General features: G+C 52.9%; 20 protein-coding genes. 11 read left to right on the forward strand and 9 right to left on the reverse strand.

What is annotated here, in order from left to right:
* Positions 1-19: 19 nt before the first annotated feature.
* From P9J64_11970 to P9J64_11995, 6 genes are all read right to left on the reverse strand, one after another.
* A complete protein-coding gene (locus P9J64_11970) occupies positions 20-325 on the reverse strand; it encodes a hypothetical protein (protein MDG5469038.1) in 306 nt (101 codons plus the stop codon).
* A gap of 47 nt (positions 326-372) precedes the next feature.
* On the reverse strand, positions 373-1,353 hold the full coding sequence (gene murB / locus P9J64_11975; GenBank protein MDG5469039.1) for a UDP-N-acetylmuramate dehydrogenase: 981 nt from the start codon (positions 1,351-1,353) through the stop codon (positions 373-375).
* Between the two features lie 51 nt (positions 1,354-1,404).
* A complete protein-coding gene (locus P9J64_11980; GenBank protein MDG5469040.1) occupies positions 1,405-2,121 on the reverse strand; it encodes a spermidine synthase in 717 nt (238 codons plus the stop codon).
* An 82-nt stretch (positions 2,122-2,203) separates the two neighbouring features.
* Complete coding sequence (gene hflC / locus P9J64_11985) at positions 2,204-3,136, reverse strand: protease modulator HflC (protein MDG5469041.1); 933 nt, start codon at positions 3,134-3,136, stop codon at positions 2,204-2,206.
* On the reverse strand, positions 3,136-4,164 hold the full coding sequence (hflK, locus tag P9J64_11990; protein ID MDG5469042.1) for an FtsH protease activity modulator HflK: 1,029 nt from the start codon (positions 4,162-4,164) through the stop codon (positions 3,136-3,138). The genes hflC and hflK overlap by 1 nt, the downstream gene beginning before the upstream one ends.
* A gap of 126 nt (positions 4,165-4,290) precedes the next feature.
* A complete protein-coding gene (locus P9J64_11995; GenBank protein MDG5469043.1) occupies positions 4,291-5,532 on the reverse strand; it encodes an NAD(P)/FAD-dependent oxidoreductase in 1,242 nt (413 codons plus the stop codon).
* A 184-nt stretch (positions 5,533-5,716) separates the two neighbouring features.
* On the opposite strand from P9J64_11995, the gene rpsA reads away from it, so the two are divergent.
* Positions 5,717-6,898 carry a 30S ribosomal protein S1 gene (rpsA, locus tag P9J64_12000; protein MDG5469044.1) on the forward strand — a complete coding sequence of 394 codons (1,182 nt, stop codon included), beginning with the start codon at positions 5,717-5,719 and terminating at the stop codon, positions 6,896-6,898.
* 71 nt (positions 6,899-6,969) lie between these two features.
* Positions 6,970-7,920, forward strand: coding sequence for an EamA family transporter RarD (rarD, locus tag P9J64_12005; protein ID MDG5469045.1), 951 nt, complete (start codon positions 6,970-6,972; stop codon positions 7,918-7,920).
* 17 nt (positions 7,921-7,937) lie between these two features.
* Here the strand turns inward: rarD and P9J64_12010 are convergent, their stop codons facing one another.
* Positions 7,938-8,594 (reverse strand): thiopurine S-methyltransferase, encoded by a 657-nt coding sequence (locus tag P9J64_12010; GenBank protein ID MDG5469046.1) that lies wholly within the window; start codon positions 8,592-8,594, stop codon positions 7,938-7,940.
* A 127-nt stretch (positions 8,595-8,721) separates the two neighbouring features.
* Positions 8,722-9,174, reverse strand: a complete 453-nt coding sequence (locus P9J64_12015; GenBank protein ID MDG5469047.1) for a DedA family protein — start codon at positions 9,172-9,174, stop codon at positions 8,722-8,724.
* A gap of 81 nt (positions 9,175-9,255) precedes the next feature.
* Here P9J64_12015 and P9J64_12020 point away from each other — a divergent pair, with 81 nt between their 5' ends.
* From P9J64_12020 to P9J64_12040, 5 genes are all read left to right on the forward strand, one after another.
* On the forward strand, positions 9,256-9,870 hold the full coding sequence (locus tag P9J64_12020) for an arylesterase (GenBank protein ID MDG5469048.1): 615 nt from the start codon (positions 9,256-9,258) through the stop codon (positions 9,868-9,870).
* Between the two features lie 7 nt (positions 9,871-9,877).
* The gene (locus P9J64_12025; protein ID MDG5469049.1) at positions 9,878-11,713 is read left to right on the forward strand and encodes a YgiQ family radical SAM protein; all 1,836 of its coding nucleotides are present in this window, start codon (positions 9,878-9,880) and stop codon (positions 11,711-11,713) included.
* A 108-nt stretch (positions 11,714-11,821) separates the two neighbouring features.
* Positions 11,822-12,478: a YceH family protein gene (locus P9J64_12030; GenBank protein ID MDG5469050.1), complete on the forward strand. Its 657-nt coding sequence runs from the start codon at positions 11,822-11,824 to the stop codon at positions 12,476-12,478.
* Between the two features lie 22 nt (positions 12,479-12,500).
* On the forward strand, positions 12,501-14,270 hold the full coding sequence (gene pabB / locus P9J64_12035) for an aminodeoxychorismate synthase component I (GenBank protein MDG5469051.1): 1,770 nt from the start codon (positions 12,501-12,503) through the stop codon (positions 14,268-14,270).
* A gap of 128 nt (positions 14,271-14,398) precedes the next feature.
* Complete coding sequence (locus tag P9J64_12040; protein MDG5469052.1) at positions 14,399-16,429, forward strand: transporter substrate-binding domain-containing protein; 2,031 nt, start codon at positions 14,399-14,401, stop codon at positions 16,427-16,429.
* An 88-nt stretch (positions 16,430-16,517) separates the two neighbouring features.
* On the opposite strand, the gene P9J64_12045 is transcribed toward P9J64_12040, so the two are convergent.
* Positions 16,518-16,718: a cold-shock protein gene (locus P9J64_12045; GenBank protein MDG5469053.1), complete on the reverse strand. Its 201-nt coding sequence runs from the start codon at positions 16,716-16,718 to the stop codon at positions 16,518-16,520.
* A 374-nt stretch (positions 16,719-17,092) separates the two neighbouring features.
* On the opposite strand from P9J64_12045, the gene P9J64_12050 reads away from it, so the two are divergent.
* From P9J64_12050 to P9J64_12065, 4 genes are all read left to right on the forward strand, one after another.
* On the forward strand, positions 17,093-17,773 hold the full coding sequence (locus P9J64_12050) for a YkgJ family cysteine cluster protein (GenBank protein MDG5469054.1): 681 nt from the start codon (positions 17,093-17,095) through the stop codon (positions 17,771-17,773).
* A gap of 35 nt (positions 17,774-17,808) precedes the next feature.
* A complete protein-coding gene (locus tag P9J64_12055; protein MDG5469055.1) occupies positions 17,809-18,255 on the forward strand; it encodes an HIT domain-containing protein in 447 nt (148 codons plus the stop codon).
* Between the two features lie 29 nt (positions 18,256-18,284).
* A complete protein-coding gene (locus tag P9J64_12060) occupies positions 18,285-18,848 on the forward strand; it encodes a hypothetical protein (GenBank protein ID MDG5469056.1) in 564 nt (187 codons plus the stop codon).
* A 145-nt stretch (positions 18,849-18,993) separates the two neighbouring features.
* On the forward strand, positions 18,994-20,103 hold the full coding sequence (locus tag P9J64_12065) for an ABC transporter substrate-binding protein (protein ID MDG5469057.1): 1,110 nt from the start codon (positions 18,994-18,996) through the stop codon (positions 20,101-20,103).
* Positions 20,104-20,112: the final 9 nt, after the last annotated feature.

A 20,112-nucleotide genomic window follows, 5' to 3' on the forward strand; every position in this document is an offset into this window, starting at 1 on the left:
ATTGTGAAAAAACCTGCCTCTAAAGCTCAACAGCATTAAAATCATAACGACCCACACCTTGAACCAGCAGGTATTTTGCCGTTTCAGGCAACATATTAACAACTCTGTGTACCCGCGTCACCGCAACCTCGCAACGCTCTCCGCAAGCAAGCTGAACAGACTCCCGAGGGTCCTGATACTCCACGGCAATCAAGCCTTGCAGACAAAGGATCCGATCAGTCACCTCCGAGTGAAAGTGCCAGGCCGTAGCCTCGCCGGGGTCGAGAACCAGGATGCGGACCCGAACATTTCCCGTTTCAAGAATGACCTCATCGCGATCGTTCATTAATCACTCCTGGAACAAAACCAAAAGATCGTCTTAAGTGCCATGCTTCAGATCACGGCTTGATGGGCAGGGATGATGTCTCCGGTCGGGCACACGTAGCGTACTTCACAACACAGGTCAAAGCCGATCCGTTCATGCACAACCTTGCGGATATGTGCAATCAGGTTCAAAACGTCTTCTGATGTAGCGCCCCCGAGATTGACAATAAAATTGGCGTGTTGACGAGAGACTTCAGCTTTGCCGATGCGTGTTCCTTTCAGGCCGGCATCTTCAATGACCTTGCCTGGAGGACCGACGCTGGCGTGCATCTCGCTAGTGCTGAGAAATACAGAGCCACAGTTGGGTTGCTTGCGTGGGAATTTGCGGCGACGCTCACGCAAATCCTCCAACATCATTTTACGAATATTCCGCGGTTCCTGCCGTTCACATTGCAGCTCCACCTTAACCACCACGGTGCCGCTACCCTGCAGAGCACTGCGACGATAAGCAAAAGCACACTCGTCCCGGTTGAGCTCCAACTGCTTGCCATGCTGGTCGACAATCCAGACCCGGCGCACGTTTTCACCGATGCCTTTACGCTGACTGCCGCCATTCATCAGGACCAAGCCCCCGAGCGTTCCGGGAATACCAATCGTGTGTTCCAACCCCGCCAGGCCGGCGAGCATCGCTTTGCGGGCCAAACCAGGGACCCAGGCGCCGGCTTCGGCGATAATCCTGTTGTCAGAGATCGCAACACGGGACAGGCTTTTACCGAGCTTGAGGACAATACCGCGCAGCCCGGAGTCATCAAAGAGCAGGTTCGTGCCTTGGCCAATCACCATCAGGGGGATGTCGTGGAGACGGGCAAAAGAGACCACGCGCGCAACCTGCGCAATCGTTTCAGGCTCAACCAACAGATCGGCAGGACCGCCAATCTGCCAACTGTTATGATCGGCAATCGGGGCATCAAACAGAGTGCGGCCAACGCCAGCGGCTACAATCTGGGCAAGTTGCTGTGAACGCTGGTCACGGATTGATCGAGAGGACATTGCTTTTCCTGTAAAAGTCTTTTAGCAGCGATCTCTGTCAAAAGATTCGAGTTAATTCTTCCTATGAGTCAGCGGCTGTTTGGTTCTGGAGAGTGGCAGCTTGGCCAGAAACACCACGTGACGAAAGCCTCCCCGTCCGGGCCGCTCGTGGCTGACAGTGAAGCCAGTGGCACAAAGACGCTTGTCGAAGCCCTCATCATAATTCTCGCCCCAGATGGAAAACATGCCGCCGGGATTCAGAGCAGCTTTCACATGGTCAATCGCACGACTGCCGTAGAGGGGGTCTTTGATCTTGTGGGTATGATAATGCGGTCCCTTGTAAAGGTCAAAGACGATGGCATCAAATTTTTCCAAGCCGCCTTTCCGTCCCGTATTTCGAACCAGGTCAGCCACGTCGCCAATCTCGACGCGAACCCGCGGATCGCTCGCAGCGCCATCAGTCAATCTGGACAAGGGCCCCCGACACCAATCGAGTACGACCGGGTTAAGCTCGGCAACAACGACTTCTGCAGTTACAGGCAGTGAATCGAGAACCGCCCGGAGAGTACAGCCCATACCGAGCCCACCAACCAGCACCCGGGGTGCAGCATGACTTTTGAGATGTTGGCAACCGAGTTGGCCGAGAACCACTTCGGAACGGTTCGCCATGCTGTTCATCAACACCAGGCCACCAACGGTGATCAAAAAATCCCGCTCATCGCGCTGACGCAGCTCAAGGACACCTTCGTCCGTATCAATACTTTCTATTGTCTTCCAGGGTTTGGCCATGAATTTTCCATTAAAAGAAAGGGGACAGGCACCTGCGGAGCCAGTCCCCTTCATCATCTTTCAAGCAAACAGGGTTAAATGTTTACTTCGCTTCTTTCAGATAACGATAATAATCCGAGTCAGTGGATATCACCAAACGGCCGTTCTTCTGGATCGATTTTTTATAAGATTCCAGAGTCCTCAGAAACGTATAGAACTCTTTGTCCTGGTTATAAGCCTCAGCGTAAATCGCTGCAGCCTCAGCATCAGCACCACCACGCACCTCGAGAACCTTACGATAGGCCTCGGAGCTGATCTCCTTGAGCTCGCGTTCCATCTGGCCGAGGATATCAGCCTTCTCGCCCTCGCCTTCGGAGCGGTACTGGGCGGCAACCTTTTTACGCTCGTTGATCATACGCTCGTAGACCCGGGTTCGTACCTGCTCAACATAGTTAATGCGTTTGATTTGCACATCGAGCAATTCAATGCCGTAATCAGGAGTGTTGGCACGGGCCTTGTCGAGGATTCCCGCCATAATCTCTTCGCGCCCCACCAGATTCTCCTTGGCGACCTCGACACCTTCTACCTCGAAGCGCTCTTCGCCGCCGCCATCTCGGACCTCATAATCGCTACCGCGTACCAGCTCCACCAGCAGACGACCGGAGACGGCATCGCGCACCACAGAATCAATGATATCGTCGAGGCGGCTCATAGCGCCGCGCTCGGTGGCAACCGTGGTATAGAACAGAAGTGGATCCTTGATGCGCCAACGAGCCGTGGTATCAATCCAGATGAATCTCTTGTCCTTGGTCGGGATCTGGTTCGGATCACCATCCCATTTCAGGATGCGCTTTTCAAAGCGGCTGACCTTCTGCACAAAAGGGATCTTGAAGTGCAGACCAGACTCAGAGACATCACCCACCGGCTTACCGAACTGGGTGACAATCGCTTGCTCTGCTTCATTAACTACGTAGAGACCATCCACGCCGACAAAAAGCGCGGCAATAATAATGACAAAGATAATGGGAGCTTTCATTATTTGGCCCCTCCTTCCAACGCTTTGCGCAAGGGCAGCAACGGCAGTGCCCCAGCGTTTTTGGCGTCCATAACATAGATTTCATCCAAGCGGGGCAGGACCTCTTCAAGTGTTTCCAGGTAAATTCTACTCCGGGTCACCGAAGGCGCCTTGCGATACTCGGTCAGCAGAGCAAGAAAACGGTTGGTCTCGCCGCGAGCCTTGTTGACACGCTCAACGGCATAACCTTCCGCCTCCTGAAGAACTTTCTTGGCCTCACCACGGGCGCGGGGAACCTCTCTGTTAAATTGCTCGCGAGCCTGGAAGATCAGGCTTTCACGCTGCTGCTCAGACTCATTGACCTCGTTGTAAGCCGCCTTGACCGGATCAGGTGGCGTTACATCCTGGAACTTGACGGTAACGATGCGCACACCGATGTCATAATTATTGAGGGTTGATTGCAGATCTACCTGGATTTCGTTGGCCAGCAAGGCGCGTTCCGTGGTCAAAACCTCGGTAACGTTGGCGTTGCCGATCGCCTTGCGCACCATGGCTTCGGCAATATCACGGATGGTCCCGACCGGATCTTTGATGCGGAAAATAAATTTGAACGGATCGGAAACCTGGAACTGGACAATCCACTCGACGTCACTGACGTTCAGATCACCGGTCAAGGTCAAAGACTCTTCTTCGAGCCCCTTCTTGGTGTAGGTGGAACGGACATCAGGCTTGACGGTACGAAAGCCGAATTCCTCTTTCAGAACACGACCGGTCTGCACCAGGTAAACCCGGTCAACACCGAGAGGTATTTTGAAATGCAGCCCCGGTTCCGCAAAACTGTGGAATTTGCCGAACCTTAGTACGACGCCAGTCTCTTCCGTGTCGACCTCGTACATACTGCTGTATCCGCCAACGAGGATCAAAAAAGCTATGATCACTATCGGCAAGAAGCCCTTTTGCTGGCCAAACTTATTCTTGAAATGGTTCTTTATCTCGATGACTTTCTTTTCAAAGTCTTCACTCGAGGGACCGTTGCCCCAATCCTGCATTGTAACCTCCTGTATCTCCAGTAAGAGTTTGTCCAAACGTTCCCAGAATGGGAAAGCCCAACACTCCAGGTAAGAAAATCAGTTTAACAGATTTATAGACGGACACAAAGTCTACAGCGACCGGAATTACGCCTCCGCTGCGCTGATTCCCGCGAGGTACCCCGTCGACCAACACTCCTGCAGGTTGAAACCACCGGTAGGACCATCGAGATCGATCATTTCACCGGCGAAAAAGAGATTCTTCACCCGCTTCGAGCGCATGCTGCGCATATCGATATCTTTCAGGGAAACGCCCCCGGAGGTGACAATCGCCTTACGGAAGCCTGCGCAACTTGAGACACTCAGCTCAAGCTCCTTGAAAAGCTTAAGCAAGCGCTGCCTCTCCACCTTCGTCACCGAATGACATTTTTTTTTCGGATCGATGCCAACCAGTCGCAAGAAAACCGGAATCATATCGCGCGGCAGCAGGCCGCCGAGGGATTTGCCAAACTCCAGATTACTCTGCTCAGCCAGCTCTCTCTGTAAACGTTTGTCGAATAGCTCCGTAGCAACCGCCGGCTTTAAATCGAGAAGAAGTTTCACCTCTCCCTTCTTGAGCTCATCACGGATACGACTGCTCATGTCGAGGATAATCGGCCCACCGATTCCTGCGCGGGTAAAGAAGGCTTCACCGAAACGCTCGTCGACCTTCTTGCCATCAACACAGAGCGAAATCCGGACATTCTTCAGGTTGAAGTTGCTGACCTCGGCAGTCCAGGCGTCATTAAGCTTCACCGGCACCAGGGCTGCTTCAGGCTTCACCACGCGATGCCCGCAAGCTTTGGCCCAGGCATAACCATCACCCGTGCACCCGGTTTCCGGATAAGACAGGCCGCCGGTCGCGACAATGATGTTATCTGCCGAAAAAGCACCGGCTGTGGTTTCCAGGGCCTTGATGATATCATCTTCAATCCGTAGTTTTTTCACCGTACAGGAAGTACGCATCTCTACTCCGGCGTCACGTGCAAAGGCGATCACGGCCTTCTGCACATCCTTGGCTTCACCTTTGTCTGGGAAAATGCGACCACCACGCTCAACTTTGAGCGGCACACCCTGTTCTTCAAAAAATGAGACGACATCTTTGACACCGAAAGCATAGAGCGCAGTCAGCAAGGCTTTACCATTCCGCCCGAAGTGTTCAACGAACTTGCGCGGGTCATCTTCACTGTGCGTGACATTACAACGTCCTTTGCCGGTAATCAGGATCTTTGCACCACAGTGTGAATTCTTCTCCAGCAACAGCACCTTGGCACCTTTACGCGCAGCAAAACCAGCGGCAAAGAGTCCGGCCGGGCCACCGCCAACGACGATGACGTCATAATTTTTCATAAGCTGTCCATATATTAAATGTCGGTGGATGATACGCCTTTGTCGATCTCAACTGCTGGCACAATAGCAGGTTTAGCACATAAATCGAGAGATTAACCGCAAAGGTCACTTCTTAAGTCATGACAGGTGTGATAAACATGCTTATAATATTGATTCAAATTCATAAATCTAAACGAGGAAGCTTATGAGTGACGAAACATTTGACGATCAAGACATGAGTGAAGAGGGTGATTTTGCCAAAATGTTCGAAGCGAGCATGGTTGGCAAAACGCAACTAGAACCAGGCCAGAAGATCGATGCCACCGTTTTGCAGATCGGCAGCGAGTGGCTGTTTCTCGATGTGGGGCAAAAGGGTGAAGGCGTTCTCGACCGTAAAGAGTTCCTTGATGACGAAGGCAACCTGACCGTTGCCGTGGGTGACACTGTCAGCGCCTACTTCATGTCCCGTAAAGGCGGTGAGTTGCGATTCACCACCCGGCTCGGCGGCGGCTCCTCCGGAACAGCACAGCTGGAAGAGGCCTGGCGCAACGGCATCCCCGTAGAAGGGCGCATTGAAAAAGAGATCAAGGGCGGTTACGAGATCAAACTGCCGGGCAACGTTCGTGCTTTCTGCCCATTCTCCCAGCTAGGTCTGCGTCGTCAGGAAGAATCGGCAGACGTCATCGACACCACCCGCTCTTTCCGCATCTCCCAGTTTGCCGAGCAGGGTCGCAACATCGTCGTCTCTCATCGCGTCATCCTCGAAGAGGAACGTCAAGTACAGAAGGCCGCACTGATGAAAACCCTCAAAGAGGGGCTGGTCGTTTCCGGCACCATCACCAACATCCGTGACTTTGGCGCCTTTATTGATATCGGCGGTCTCGAGGGGTTGCTGCCTATCTCCGAGATTTCCTACGGCCGGGTGGAAAACATTGAAGAGGTTCTGCAAGTTGGCCAGGAACTCGAAGTTGCCGTTAAACGCTGTGACTGGGAGAATGAAAAATTCTCCTTCAGCTTGCGTGACACCCTCGCCAACCCCTGGAGCAAGGTCGAAACCAGTTATCCTCCCGGGTCGACCCACACCGGCACCGTGTCACGGTTGGCCAAGTTCGGCGCCTTTGTCACTCTGGAAGAAGGCATTGACGGCCTGCTGCACATCTCGCAGATTGGTGGTGATCAGCGCATCAAACATCCCCAGGATGTACTGAAGCTCGGCCAGGAGATACAGGTCAGCGTTGAGAAGATCGACCTTGACGAGAAGAGGATCTCCCTGGCTTCGGTTCGCGATAAATCGGAAGAGTCGATGGAGACTTCTTACGAAGAGAAGGCTACGGGTGGCATGGGTTCTTTTGCGGATCTTTTCAAGCAGGCTCAAAAGAAGAAGTAACTGGCAGAACGTCAACCTGAAATAAAAGAGGGACACTTCAATCGAAGTGTCCCTCTTTAGTGATGATACCGATGAAAGCAACCGAACCCCTCGCGGGCAACAACCAAGCCACAACGTCAGAGGCAGATCACAACTCGCGCATCGGTGTACTGCTTGGCCTGACTGCCTACCTGATCTGGGGTTCCTTCCCAGTCTTTTTCAAGGCCCTCGAAGGCGCAGCACCCCTCGAAATTGTCTGCCACCGCATCTTCTGGTCTGTGGTCTTCCTCTTTATTCTCGTCACTTGCCGACGCCAGCTGGGACAAGTCGGCACAACTATCAAGAACCGTAGGGTTTTACTGACTCTTTGCGGGTCTACACTCCTGATCGCCACCAACTGGCTGGTTTTCATCTATGCCGTTCAGCATGGCGAAGTCCTCCAGTCCAGCCTGGGCTATTTCATCACGCCGCTTTTGAGCATTCTACTCGGCTTTATCTTTTTGCGCGAGCGGCTGAACCGCTGGCAGCAGTTCAGTGTGTTGCTCGCCCTGATCGGAGTCCTGAACTTAACCCTTCACCACGGGCAGGTCCCATGGATCGCCCTTATTCTTGCCTCATCTTTCGGGCTTTACGGGCTATTGCGCAAAGTGGCACAAGTCGAGGCGATGATCGGCCTGACCGTGGAGACGCTCCTGCTCGGCCCCTTTGCCCTTACCTATATTATTTACCTGACCACCCAGCAGGACAGCTCGTTTCTGACAGGGACCTTGCGACTCGACCTGTTGCTACCTCTCTCCGGCATCGTCACCGCCATTCCACTGCTCCTCTTCGTCGCCGCTGCACGTCGGTTGCAGTTGGCAACTATCGGCTTTCTGCAATACCTGACACCGAGCCTGCACTTTCTCCTGGCCGTTGGGCTCTACAACGAGCCGTTCAGCCGTGGGCACCTGGTCAGTTTCCTTTTCATCTGGATGGGATTGGCGATTTATTCAGGGAATACGATCTGGAAGAGTCGCTCGGCATGGCAGCGGGAGGAAAGCTAAGGGGTTTCCCGAAAGCACTATTTCCTAGTCAGCAGGACCGCATATTCCATCAATTTCGTCACACCTCTTGCAGCCAGGCCTTGATGCGACCTGAGGGCCTCCTCTTCTGACAGAATTTCAACACGAAAACTTTCTGAGAACAAGGTCTCAAGCTCTTGCTGCGAAACCGAAAAAGGCGGCCCTTTCGTTTCACTCTGATTGTACGAGTAACTGATCAGAAGGACCCGGCCACCGGGCGGCATCAGCGCCGCCATATGGGCGACGTAACACACACGCATCTCTGGTGGCAACGCCACCAATGCACCGCGGTCGTAGTATGCGCTAATCCCGCTCAACTCAGACGCAGTCAAGTCAAAGAAATCGCCGCAATAGAGCTTGTACCCTTCAGAGGAACAAAAGGGGAGAACCGCCTCATCAGTCCAATGGCCGGGCAGATCATTCTCATTGAAAAAAGCCTCGATAGCCGTTCGGCTTAATTCAATACCGACGACCTTGAGACCTTCTTCGCGCAACCAGACCAGGTCAGGGCTCTTGCCGCAAAGTGGAACAAAGACACTGTCGGTGGGTTGTGTTTGCAAGAGCGGGAAAAATTGCTGCAGGAAATGGTGAGGGTCGGTCATGTGAAAACCGATCTCATTCTTTTGCCAACGCCTGTGCCAGAAATTCTTGTCCATAAGATTTAAACCTTAAAAAACACCTTTAAAAAAGGTTTAACGCAAAGATGCAAAGAACGCAAAGGAAAGCCTTCTAAATTTCAGAGGAACTAGAGGATTCAGGACCATTATTCTCTGCACCTTTGCGTTAAAAAGCCTTTGTCCCTTCCAGAACCAGCTTAGCGACCACCAGGTAACGAACAAACTTTCCGACCGATACCAGCAGAATAAACCGCCAGAGTCCGGCACGCAAAACACCACCAACCAGGCAAAGGGGATCACCGATAACGGGCAGCCACGAAAAGAGCAAAGCCCAGCTGCCATAACGGTTAAAATGATGCTCAGCCCGTCTTTGACTTTCCGGTCTGATCCGCAAAAGACGTTGGGTGAGGTAGGGACCTCCCCAGAGCCCGATGGCGTAGGTCGTCAGAGCACCACAGCTGTTACCAAGAGTTGCCACCAGCACAGTGATCGTTGGGTCAAAGCCATTCAGCAGCAGCACACCCAACAACCATTCACTACCAAGCGGCACCAGCGTGGAGGCCAGAAAGCTGAACAGAAAGAGCGCGGGGTAGCCATATTCCAAGAGCCACTGTTCCAACAGAGGGATTCCTTTATACGTACCATCTATGCCATGATGGGTTCAGGTTGATCCGCATACACATTCTGACACGAGGACATTATGCGTCGAAGCATTTTCCTTATTTTCACGCTCTTTTTTTCTGGTCTGCTCTTCACCGGCTGCGACTCCGGCCCCGGCATCAAACCGTTCAACCAGGAGAGCGTGGTGCTCGCTTTCGGCGACAGTCTCACTCATGGCACGGGAGCATCTGCCGGACAATCCTACCCGGACGTGCTCTCTGAACTGCTCGGCAGACAGGTAATTAATGGCGGTATTCCCGGGGAAGTATCAGCCGCCGGGTTAAAACGTCTCCCCGCTGTTCTGGAGGAATATAAGCCGACGCTCGTCATCCTCTGCCACGGCGGCAACGATTTCCTTCGCAAGCTGAATCAGGCAACCACAAGCAGCAACCTTGATGCGATGATCACCCTGATCCGCTCACGCGGTGCTGATATCGTTCTGGTTGGCGTGCCGAAGGTCGGCTTTGGCCTGCAGGTACCGGAGCTTTATTCGAAAATTGCCGACCAGCACACGATCCCCTTGCAAAAGGAGATTCTTGTCGATCTGCTCAGTGACAACAGCATGAAGAGCGACGTTATTCATCCCAACGCGACCGGTTATCGGCTGATGGCTGAAGCGATTTACGATCTGATCAACAGAGCGCAGAAGAAGTAGGCCCTACGTGAGCGAAACCAGGCAGCATAAATTCATTCCATGCAGTCGCGCGGAGATGATCGAGAGAGGCTGGGACGAACTCGATGTGCTCTTCGTCACCGGGGACGCCTATATCGACCACCCCTCTTTCGGCACATCACTGCTCGCGCGCCTGCTTGAAGACGAAGGCTTGCGAGTCGGCATTCTCGCACAGCCGGACTGGCGCAATGTGGAAGCCTTCAAAGTCATGGGGCGACCACGGCTCTTTGCGGCAATTTCGGCCGGTGCCATGGATTCCATGGTCAATCACTACACAGCCGCCAAGAAGGTGCGTAACGATGATGCCTACACTCCGGGAGGGCGTTCCGGTGCGCGCCCGAATCGTGCGGTCATCGCTTATACCGCCGCAGTCAAAGGCGCCTTCAAAGGCCTGCCAACGGTCGTCGGAGGGATCGAAGCGAGCCTGCGTCGTCTGGCTCACTACGATTATTGGGACAACAAGGTCAGGCGCTCAGTGCTAGTCGACAGCAAGGCCGACCTGCTCCTGTTCGGTATGGCGGAAACCGCACTTGTGGCACTCGTCAAGCGCATGCTGGCGGGCGAAGCTTTCGAGACCATCACTGATTTGCGCGGTACAGCCTTCCTTGCCGAAACAACACCGGACAATGCTGTCATTTTGCCCTCCTTTGAAGAGGTCAGCTCAAGTACGGACGCTTACAACAAGGCCTTTAAGCTGGCTGCAGACGAGAAGAATCCTTTCAGTGGCAAAAGACTCGTACAAGAACACGGCAATCGACAGCTTGTGGTCAACCCGCCTGCCTCGCCCCTGGATGAGGAGCAGCTCGACCGCATCTACGCCCTGCCCTTTTCCAAGCTGCCGCACCCTTCCTACCAGGACGTGATTCCAGCTTACGCGCAGATCAAGTTCTCCATCACCAGTCACCGCGGTTGCTGTGGCGGCTGCGCTTTCTGCGCCATAACCCATCATCAGGGCAAGACGATTCAGTCGCGCTCCGAGCAATCGGTGCAGGAAGAACTTGAGCGCTTGAGCCTGCACCCGGATTTCCGTGGTACGGTCTCAGATGTTGGTGGCCCGACTGCGAATATGTACGGCATGCTTTGCAGCAACCCGGAGGCGCAGGCGACCTGTCGTCGTGAAAGCTGTCTTTATCCGCAAATCTGCAAGCATCTGGACACCCGTGATGACCGAGCCGTCAACCTGCTCCGCAGACTCCGCAAGAACCCGGCCGTCAAGCATCTTTTCGTCGCCTCGGGAATTCGTTTCGACCTGCTCCATCGGCAAGCGGATTATTTTGCGGAGCTGGTCAAACATCACGTTGGTGGTCTGCTCAAGGTGGCTCCGGAGTCGACCAGTCCGAAGGTCACGCAAGTCATGCGCAAGCCGGGACCGCAGGTGTTTGAACAATTCCTGCAAAAGTTCCGTGAACAGAGCTCGAGCCTGGGGAAGAAGCAGGCCGTTATTCCCTACTTCATCAGCTCACATCCCGGCTGTACGCTCAAGGACATGATCGATGTCGCCCTCTTTCTTAAGGAGCACAACTTGCGCGTCGAGCAGGTTCAGGAGTTCACCCCCACCCCGGGCAGCCTGGCCACCTGTATTTATCATACAGGTCGAGACCCCTTCAGCGGTGAACCCATCCACGTGCCCCTTAATCTGAATGAACGGCGTCAGCAAAAGGCCCTGCTGCTCTGGCACCTGCCCGAAAGCCGTAAGGATGTTCTGGCCGCGCTCAGACAATGCGATCGCGAAGACCTGATCACGACTTTGCTTGGTCATCAAAAGCAAGCAGCCAAACAAGCTGCACCAGCCAGGAAACAACCGAAACGACCCCGCAAACGATAAATACCTGAGGTGCCCGGTTTCTAGACTCAGCTACGCACCTTGGCATTTCATAGTTATCTGGCTATGATTAACAGCAACCTTCAACACCGAAAGAACAAGAGGTTTACTATGGAACGCCTGCTTGATGACATTGAAGCCAGAGTCGTGGGTTGCCTGGTCGAGAAAGATCTGGCGACGCCCGAGTACTATCCCTTGACCCTGAATGCGCTGACCAATGCCTGCAATCAGAAGTCGAACCGTGACCCGGTGATGCTCTTTGAAGAGACTGATGTGATCCGGGCCCTCGACAGTCTGCGGCAAAAACAGCTGGCACATCAATCGGCGGAAGGTGTTCGTGCCGCCAAGTATTGCCACAATCTGGAAGCCGTTCTGAACCTGGACCCTGAAGATCTGGCGATCCTGGCCGAACTGCTCTTGCGCGGGCCGCAGACCGTTGGTGAACTGCGCAACCGCGCCGAAAGGATGTGTCCGGTAGGCGATCTCCAGGCCGTCGAAGAGTTGTTGCAGAACCTGATGGAGCGCGAAGAGCCCCTGGTGATGCGACTGCCTCGCCAACCCGGCCGTAAAGAGCATCGCTTTGCCCACCTGCTCTCCGGCCTGCCGGACATTGAAGAATCGGCTGCACTGCCCACAGAGCCCGCAAGGCTGAAGGTTGCTGCGGAAAATGATCGGATTGCCCGGTTGGAAGAAGAGGTCGCGGCACTGCGCGCCGAACTTGATGAGGTGAGTAACCAGCTGAAAGCCTTTCAGTCGCAATTCGAATAACTCTTTTGACGAACAAACCACCATGCCTTCACTAGCCGTTCTCTACGATCCTCAGGCAGACCACTGGTTGCGTTTTTGTGACCCTGTTGAAGAGATCGAAATCAGTCTTCTCAAAGACGTCCTGCCGACGCTGGAAAAGATTGAAAAACGTGTTGAGCAAGAGGGGCTTTATGCCGCAGGCTATCTTAGCTACGAGGCCGCACCAGCCTGTGACGATGCCCTGCAAACTCACGCTTCAAAGGGTTTCCCCCTGCTGCGTTTCGGCCTCTTTGCAAAAGTGGAGCAGATAGAGCTGCCTGCAGCCTCGGAGGCGGTGCCGCTTCCAAACTGGCACCCGCAGGAAGGCGCTGACACTTTTTCCAGCAAGGTCAATGAGATTCGCGAGGCAATTGCCCGGGGAGAAACCTACCAGGTCAACCTGACCTTCCCGCTACGCAGCAGCTTCACTCAAAGCCCTTGGGAGTTCTTCCTGCAGCTGGTGCATGGTCAGCAAGCCAGTGGCGCCGGCTTCCTGCAAAGTGAGCGTTGGGCCATCTGCTCAGTCTCACCTGAGCTGTTCTTTAGCAGAGAAGGCAAGCATCTGACCATGCGGCCAATGAAGGGAACGGCACCGAGAGGTCGAACCCTCGCAGAAGATCGTCGCCTGGCGAACGCGCTGCTGGAATCGGACAAAAATCGCGCTGAGAACATCATGATCCTCGATATGGTGCGTAACGACCTCGGTCGATTGGCTCCTCCGGGAGAAGTGAAAACGGAAAAAATCTGCTCTTTGGAAAAATATCCAACCGTCTGGCAGTTGACTTCAACGGTCACCGCTTGCAGCCAGGCAACCCTGGCGGAAACCTTTCAGGCGCTCTTTCCCTGCGCTTCGATCACCGGCGCCCCCAAAGCACAAACCATGCAGATCATCAAAGCGACCGAAGAGCAACCCCGCAACATCTACACCGGCACTTTCGGTTGGCTGGCACCAGGCCAAAAGGCTCGCTTCAACGTCGCGATCCGCACTCTGTTGATCGACCGGCAACACAATATCGGCACCTATGGCGTAGGTGCCGGCATCACCTGGGATTCCGACAGTCACGAGGAATACAAGGAGTGCCTGGCTAAGGCGGAGGTCCTCAAACAGCCGCTGAGCGACTTCGCCCTGATCGAAACCTTGCGCTGGACACCGAAGAAAGGTTATTTCGTCCTGGCCGAGCACCTGGCACGATTGGAGGCCTCAGCGGAGTACTTTGATTTCTGCTTTTCCGACGAACAGGTTATCGAGCATCTGCTCAAAATTGCTGAAAACTTTCCGGCAAGACCGCAGAGGGTGCGACTTCTGCTGCATAAAGATGGTTTTCTGGAGAGCACTTACCTGCCTCTTGCAGCGACGTCATCAGCCCCGGTAAAGATCCGACTTGCAGCTGATCCGGTTAATACTGAGGACATTCTGCTCTATCACAAGACCACCCGAAGACAGCTCTATGAACGCTTCCTGGCCGAAGCAAAGGATGCCGATGAGGTGGTTCTGTGGAATGAGCGGAAAGAGATCACCGAATGCTGCAAGGCGAACCTTGTGCTTGAACTTTCAGGGGAGTTAATGACCCCTCCAGTCAGCTCGGGGCTGCTGCCGGGGACCTATCGGGAATACTTGCTGTCACGCGGGATTCTTAAAGAACAGGTTCTGACGATAGACGACCTGCGCAACTGTTCTCGGATTTACCTGGTAAATGCGGTTCGTAAGTGGCGTCAGGCGGTCTTGTGCGTGCCACAAATAAAACAAAAAGTATTTTCATTAGCAGCCCCCTAGATTGTCTTGTTTTGGAGGGGTGACAAGTATAAACTGGTGTTCATCCCTCATCTCTAAGCAAAGGAAGAATTCTTTGTCTCTGCCTCGCGCCGGGGCGACAACAAGGAAGAAACTGGGCCGACACTCTGATGCGTATTACGACTTTTCCCATTGCTGTTATTCTGTTGACCCTCCTGCTTGTTTGGCCAGGGGTTGCCTGGCCGGCGGATCCCGAGAGGTCTCTCTCACTAACGCAACAAGAACGCGCATGGATTGTTGAACACCCTGTGATCAACGTCCGGGTCAGCACCAGTTATCCCCCTTTTGAATTCTTGGAAGACGGTATCTACCAGGGGCTGGCCTACGACTACCTGATGCTCATCGGCGAACGAACAGGGCTCAACTTCCGGACGGCGCCTGAAATGCCCTGGAAAGACGCCGTGCAGAGTCTTCAGGACAAGCATGGCGTCGACCTGATCCTGCTGATCACACACACCCAGGATCGCGAAGCGTCGATGAATTTCACGCGCGATTATATCACTTTCCCTGAAGTTATTTTTACCCGTAGGAGTGGTGTGTTTGTCTCGGGCCAGGAGGATCTGCAGGGGCTCCTGGTTGCAACTGAGAATGACTTTGTTGAAGGCGAAACCCTGAAAAAGGATATTCCTCAGATCAGGCTTCTGGAAACGGAGACAACAGCCGACGCCCTCGAAGCCGTTGCGACGGGTCAAGCCGATGCCTATATAGGGAACCTGGCCGTGGGTAGTTACCTGATTGACGAACTCGGTCTGACGGCTCTGAAAATTGCCGCGCCCACAGATTATGTCGATGACAGCTATGCAATGGCGGCCCGCAAGGACTGGCCAGAGTTGGTCAGCATCATAGAGAAGGGCATGGGCTCATTTGCACCTGCAGATCACAAACACATTAAGCAGAAGTGGTTTGTCATCCCCTACGAGCATGGCCTCAATTCTGCTGACATCATCAAATGGGTTCTGCTGGTCACGCTGATCCCTCTCGTCTTTATTGCCCAGCTTCGGCGTTTGGTTAAAATCCGTACCAGGGAACTTCATGCCAGTCAGAAGCTCCTGCAGACAGTCCAGGACAACACCTCTCAATTTGCCGGGTTGTTAACACCGGATGGGATTCTTCTTGATGCCAACCGTACCTCTCTCAACTTCATAGGCGTTGAGAAAGACGCCGTCGTTGGCAAACTCTTCTGGGACACCCCATGGTGGAAACATTCTCCCGATGCTCTGACAGATCTCAAGCTGGCCATCCAGAAAGCGGCGCAGGGCGAAACGGTCCAGTTTGAAACCACTCATATCTCTAAAGCGGGAGAAACCCGGATCGTTGATTTTTCAATCAACCCTGTTCGTAATGACGAGGCTGAGATTATCTACCTGGTGCCTAGCGGGCACGACATCACAGAGCTCAAGGAGTTGCAGGCGAAAGCGCTCCGCACCTCGCAGCTGGCTTCACTCGGTGAACTGGCAGCCGGAGTTGCTCACGAAGTCAACAACCCGATCAACGGCGTGATTAACTACGCACAACTGCTTTTGAACAGGAGTCGCGAGGACGATAAAGACCGTGACATTCTTAGACGCATCGTCAAGGAATCAAACCGGGTGGCCATGATCGTCAAAGGCTTACTGGCTTTCGCACGCGATGATAATGTTCGTTTTGAAGCGCTTGATCTCCAGAACCTTATCGATGAAACCCTGGCCTTGAATGGTAGCCAGCTCACCAAGGAAGGCATCTCGTTCAACTTTGAGCGCGTGGAGCCTTTGCCTCTGGTGCAAGGCAACGCCCAACAATTGTTACAGCTTTTTCTGAACCTGCTCAGCAATGCACGCTACGCGCTCAATGAGAAACACCGCGATGACCACGCGAAGAAAAATTTACAGATTACGGCTGAACCACTCGCAAATAATTTTGGTGAATTTGTCAGGGTCACGGTTTTTGACAACGGAGCAGGAATTCCGGAAGAACAACAGGCTCAGGTGATGAAACCTTTCATTACAACCAAGCCGGTGGGACAGGGGACAGGGCTGGGTTTAAGTATCTGCAATGACATCGTAAACAACCACGGTGGCGTCATTAACATCGACAGCAGGCAGGGCGAATATACGAAGCTCCTGATTGATCTGCCTGTCGCTACAGAAGAGGCGAACGAGTAAACTCAGCATCACAAGGGTTCGTTGGCACAAAAAAACGGGCTCCGCAGAATTCTGCGGAGCCCGTTTCGATAAATGTTGGTTAAGAATCTCAGCCTTTGACAACATTAGAAGCCTGAAGACCTTTCGGGCCATCTTCAACATCAAAGGTGACGCGCTCACCTTCAGCCAGAGATTTAAAGCCGTCCCCCTGAATTGTGGAAAAATGTACAAACACATCCGGCCCCTCATCTTGAGTGATAAACCCGAACCCCTTCGCATCATTAAACCATTTCACTGTTCCTTCTGCCATTTCTACTTCTCCTTCTTTCTGCTCAATACTTTGAGCATTGTTTTTGGTTGTGCCTGCATAATCAGCTCAAAAAAAGTCATCCACACGAACCCCCTTGCCCGTGCGGTACGACATCATAAATCGCTAATCTTAAATGCATTACCAGCTATATTTACAGGCACAAACTTTCGATATAATATATTATTAAACCAAACAAATGCTCGATTGCAAGGGATAACAAACCTGACAGGAGAAACCTCCTCGAACCACGCAAGGGGAATTATTAACAGAGGGAATAATTTATCTTTTGAGACAAACTCCCGAAAAGATTACACTGTCGCAGAGGAAAATAAAACGGGCCGGGGTTCAGAGTCTTTTCAAAAGGGAGTCTTCTGTTGAAAGAACATCACCAATTTGTATCCTTTGCCGATGCGTGGATCAGCTCCTATCTTGACTCCGGCAAACAGCTTTATTGTCGTGACAACTGCTCTGGCTGCTGCCATCTTGCAGTCCATGCGACCTTTCCGGAAGCTGTCGCTGTGACTTCAGAATTATCGACACAGCAAACAGCTGCACTGGCCGGTTATGTTGAACGAATAAAAAATGCCCACAAAGAGTGGGGCGACCTGAAAAGCTACCTGAAAGAGCACCGCCAAAAACTCGGTCCCTGCCCATTTCTAAACCAGAAGGGATCTTGTACAATTTATCCGTTACGTCCGCTGACCTGTCGCGCCTTGCTGTCAACGCGACCGGCAGCCTGGTGCACTGTGGACTTTTCAGAATTGAACAACTGGGACAAACAGGCATACGAAAGCAGCCTCGACCGTCGGGTGGTGGCATGGCCAACGCACTATGTTGCAGAGACTCAGGACTTCGGGCGACAACTTGAGAAGATGCTGCTTGAAACAATGCAACGAGAAAAGGGCTGGGCTCTCTCTGGAAATTTTGCCATCATGGTCTGGCTGGAACAAACTTGCCGCTTAAGCGAAGTTACCAGCAAAGAAGAATTCCAGGAACTCCTGGTAAGCAACGAGCTGAACAGCAACCTGCTACTTGACTTCATCACCCACAATTAAAGCTGAATTAGGCCGGCCAACGGCAAGGGGAGAATATGTTCGAGCTTCATCCGCAACTGGCTCAAGACACCATCACAATCGGCGACTTCCCCCTCTGTCGCCTGTTGCTGATCAATGACAACAACTATCCCTGGTTTATCCTGGTACCACGTCGTTCGCAAATAAGAGAAATTTATGAGCTTGAGGAGAGTGATCAGCGCCAACTCCTGAAAGAATCGTCACACCTTTCCCGGGTTCTGGTAAAAATCTTTCAGGCCGACAAGTTGAATGTTGCAGCTCTTGGCAACATGGTTCCGCAACTTCATATCCACCACATCGTTCGCTACCAGGACGATCAGGCATGGCCAAAGCCGGTATGGGGACTGTTCCCTGCGCAAGCCTACACAGAGAGGGCGCTACAGGAAGTCTGCGGCAATGTCGCTGCCCTCCTGACTGACTTCACCCCCGACAGCAACGGTGCCCTCGCACCCAGAGTCTGCTGAAGAGCGATAGAGGTTAAAATCAAAGTATCATGAACATTTCTGACCCGAAATACCTCGAGCACCTTCGCGACCTACCTACGGGCTACCTGCTGGATTTAATGACCGACCATGAAGAGGGCGACAATGAATCTGTTGCCTGGGTCCTGCGCGAACGTGGCATGCCTCAAGAAGAAATTGACCGCAGAGTCTCTCGCAGAAAAAATTCAAACTGGCCAAGGCCTTACATTTTCTGGGAGGCGGCTCGCTGGCTAACAATCCTTAACGCGATTATCGTGGGCTACTTTAACCTGACCGGGCTCTACCGGCTATTTCTCGGTGAGCATGCTTTCAAAGGGGCACTCCTCTTCCTCGCCGTCGGCTCTGTGGCTTTTGGGTTCTATCTAGGCTTCAAATTGACAACTCATGTTTATATGGGAGAAAAAACACGCCTGCACTGCGGCTTTCCTCTTCAAGTCGGATTCGTTGATCTGGAGACCGGGAATGAGATCACCAGGGACAAAGCGACGATGAATATCGCCATGGCTCTGAACGCTCTGACAGGCATCAACCTCAGCCTCTTCCCGCTCGTTTTCATATACGTCATGATGGCCTAAGAAACAGACCGATCTCCGGATTTTACGGTTTTTTTGGTGACAAAAAAATCGCCATAACATTTAAACAGCAGACAATCAAGGTCCATTCTTGCAAAGACCGTGAGAAACTGATAATCTCTCGCTACAATCAACACTTGAGGTCTGAATGCGTGCTCTTTTCCTTGCCATACTCCTGACAACCTGCCTGTTACTTCAAGCAGGCTGTCAAGATTCCGAACCTATCCGGATTGGCTTTCTCGGTGGTCTGACGACACGCGCCGCAGGATTGAGCACCAGCGGCCGTGACGGCTTTCAGCTGGCCATAGAGGAGATCAATGCCAGCGGGGGCATCAATAACCGTCAAGTAGAAGGAATCATTCAAGACACTCGCGGACACAAGGAAACAGCTCTTCAGGCGGTCCATTCGCTGGTAGGGCGCAAGGTAGCGGCAATCATAGGACCCATGACCAGCCAGACAGCCGTTGCTGTCGTTCCTGAAACCAACCTGAACAAAATCCCCATGATCAGCCCCACGGTCAGCACCAATCAGCTGAACGGTCTCGACGATTACTTCTTCAGAGTTTATTACACCAACGCCCAGGCAGCGAAGCTGTTGGCTGAACGGATATCGTCTCAGGAGAAAAAGCGGATCGCAGCAATCTACGATCTCGGCAACAAGGCCTATACAGAAGACTGGGTCAACCATTTCCAGGAAGCTATTGAGCGGGACAACGGCTCTGAGGTCGTCAGGATCCCTTTCGACATGCGTTCCGACACGCTCTTTATTAAACTTGCGGCACAAGCAGCAGAAGCCAACCCGCAAGGGATATTAATACTCGCCAACGCGGTTGACACGGCCATAATATGCCAGCAACTGGCAAAGCTATCGATCGATCTACCTCGTTACGCTACAGGGTGGTCCTATTCTGACGACCTGGTTCAATTCGGTGGCAAAAGCGTTGAAGGGCTGTCCATTATTCAAAGTGCCAATGTCACAGATCCGGCGCCGGCAGTGCAGAACTTTGTCGAGGCTTACCGGCAAAGATTTCGCGCTGTGCCGAATTTCCCAGCCTTCCATGCCTACGATGCAACCAGAATGCTCCTCAGCGTTCTTGAAAAAACGACTGACCCCGAAAAGATCCGACAAGAACTGTTAAAGATTGAGAGTTTTGCCGGACTTCAGTCCGACATCTCTTTCGATCGTTACGGTGACCTCAAAAGACCCCGCCTTCATCTCGCAAAAATCGTAAATGGCCAGTTTATAAAAACAGATTAACTGCTACTA

The sequence above is a fragment of the Deltaproteobacteria bacterium IMCC39524 genome (assembly GCA_029667085.1).
In the GTDB taxonomy this organism is placed as follows: Bacteria; Desulfobacterota; Desulfuromonadia; order Desulfuromonadales; family BM103; genus M0040.

Bases quoted from the DNA above. Each gene is read 5' to 3' on its own strand.
- P9J64_12065 (MDG5469057.1), top strand. From the start codon at position 18,994: ATGCGTGCTCTTTTCCTTGCCATACTCCTGACAACCTGCCTGTTACTT.
- pabB (MDG5469051.1), top strand. From the start codon at position 12,501: ATGCCTTCACTAGCCGTTCTCTACGATCCTCAGGCAGACCACTGGTTG.
- P9J64_12010 (MDG5469046.1), bottom strand. From the start codon at position 8,594: ATGGACAAGAATTTCTGGCACAGGCGTTGGCAAAAGAATGAGATCGGT.
- P9J64_11995 (MDG5469043.1), bottom strand. From the start codon at position 5,532: ATGAAAAATTATGACGTCATCGTCGTTGGCGGTGGCCCGGCCGGACTC.
- P9J64_12020 (MDG5469048.1), top strand. From the start codon at position 9,256: ATGCGTCGAAGCATTTTCCTTATTTTCACGCTCTTTTTTTCTGGTCTG.
- P9J64_12060 (MDG5469056.1), top strand. From the start codon at position 18,285: ATGAACATTTCTGACCCGAAATACCTCGAGCACCTTCGCGACCTACCT.
- P9J64_12055 (MDG5469055.1), top strand. From the start codon at position 17,809: ATGTTCGAGCTTCATCCGCAACTGGCTCAAGACACCATCACAATCGGC.
- rpsA (MDG5469044.1), top strand. From the start codon at position 5,717: ATGAGTGACGAAACATTTGACGATCAAGACATGAGTGAAGAGGGTGAT.
- P9J64_12030 (MDG5469050.1), top strand. From the start codon at position 11,822: ATGGAACGCCTGCTTGATGACATTGAAGCCAGAGTCGTGGGTTGCCTG.
- hflK (MDG5469042.1), bottom strand. From the start codon at position 4,164: ATGCAGGATTGGGGCAACGGTCCCTCGAGTGAAGACTTTGAAAAGAAA.
- P9J64_11970 (MDG5469038.1), bottom strand. From the start codon at position 325: ATGAACGATCGCGATGAGGTCATTCTTGAAACGGGAAATGTTCGGGTC.
- rarD (MDG5469045.1), top strand. From the start codon at position 6,970: ATGAAAGCAACCGAACCCCTCGCGGGCAACAACCAAGCCACAACGTCA.
- murB (MDG5469039.1), bottom strand. From the start codon at position 1,353: ATGTCCTCTCGATCAATCCGTGACCAGCGTTCACAGCAACTTGCCCAG.
- P9J64_11980 (MDG5469040.1), bottom strand. From the start codon at position 2,121: ATGGCCAAACCCTGGAAGACAATAGAAAGTATTGATACGGACGAAGGT.
- P9J64_12045 (MDG5469053.1), bottom strand. From the start codon at position 16,718: ATGGCAGAAGGAACAGTGAAATGGTTTAATGATGCGAAGGGGTTCGGG.
- P9J64_12040 (MDG5469052.1), top strand. From the start codon at position 14,399: ATGCGTATTACGACTTTTCCCATTGCTGTTATTCTGTTGACCCTCCTG.
- hflC (MDG5469041.1), bottom strand. From the start codon at position 3,136: ATGAAAGCTCCCATTATCTTTGTCATTATTATTGCCGCGCTTTTTGTC.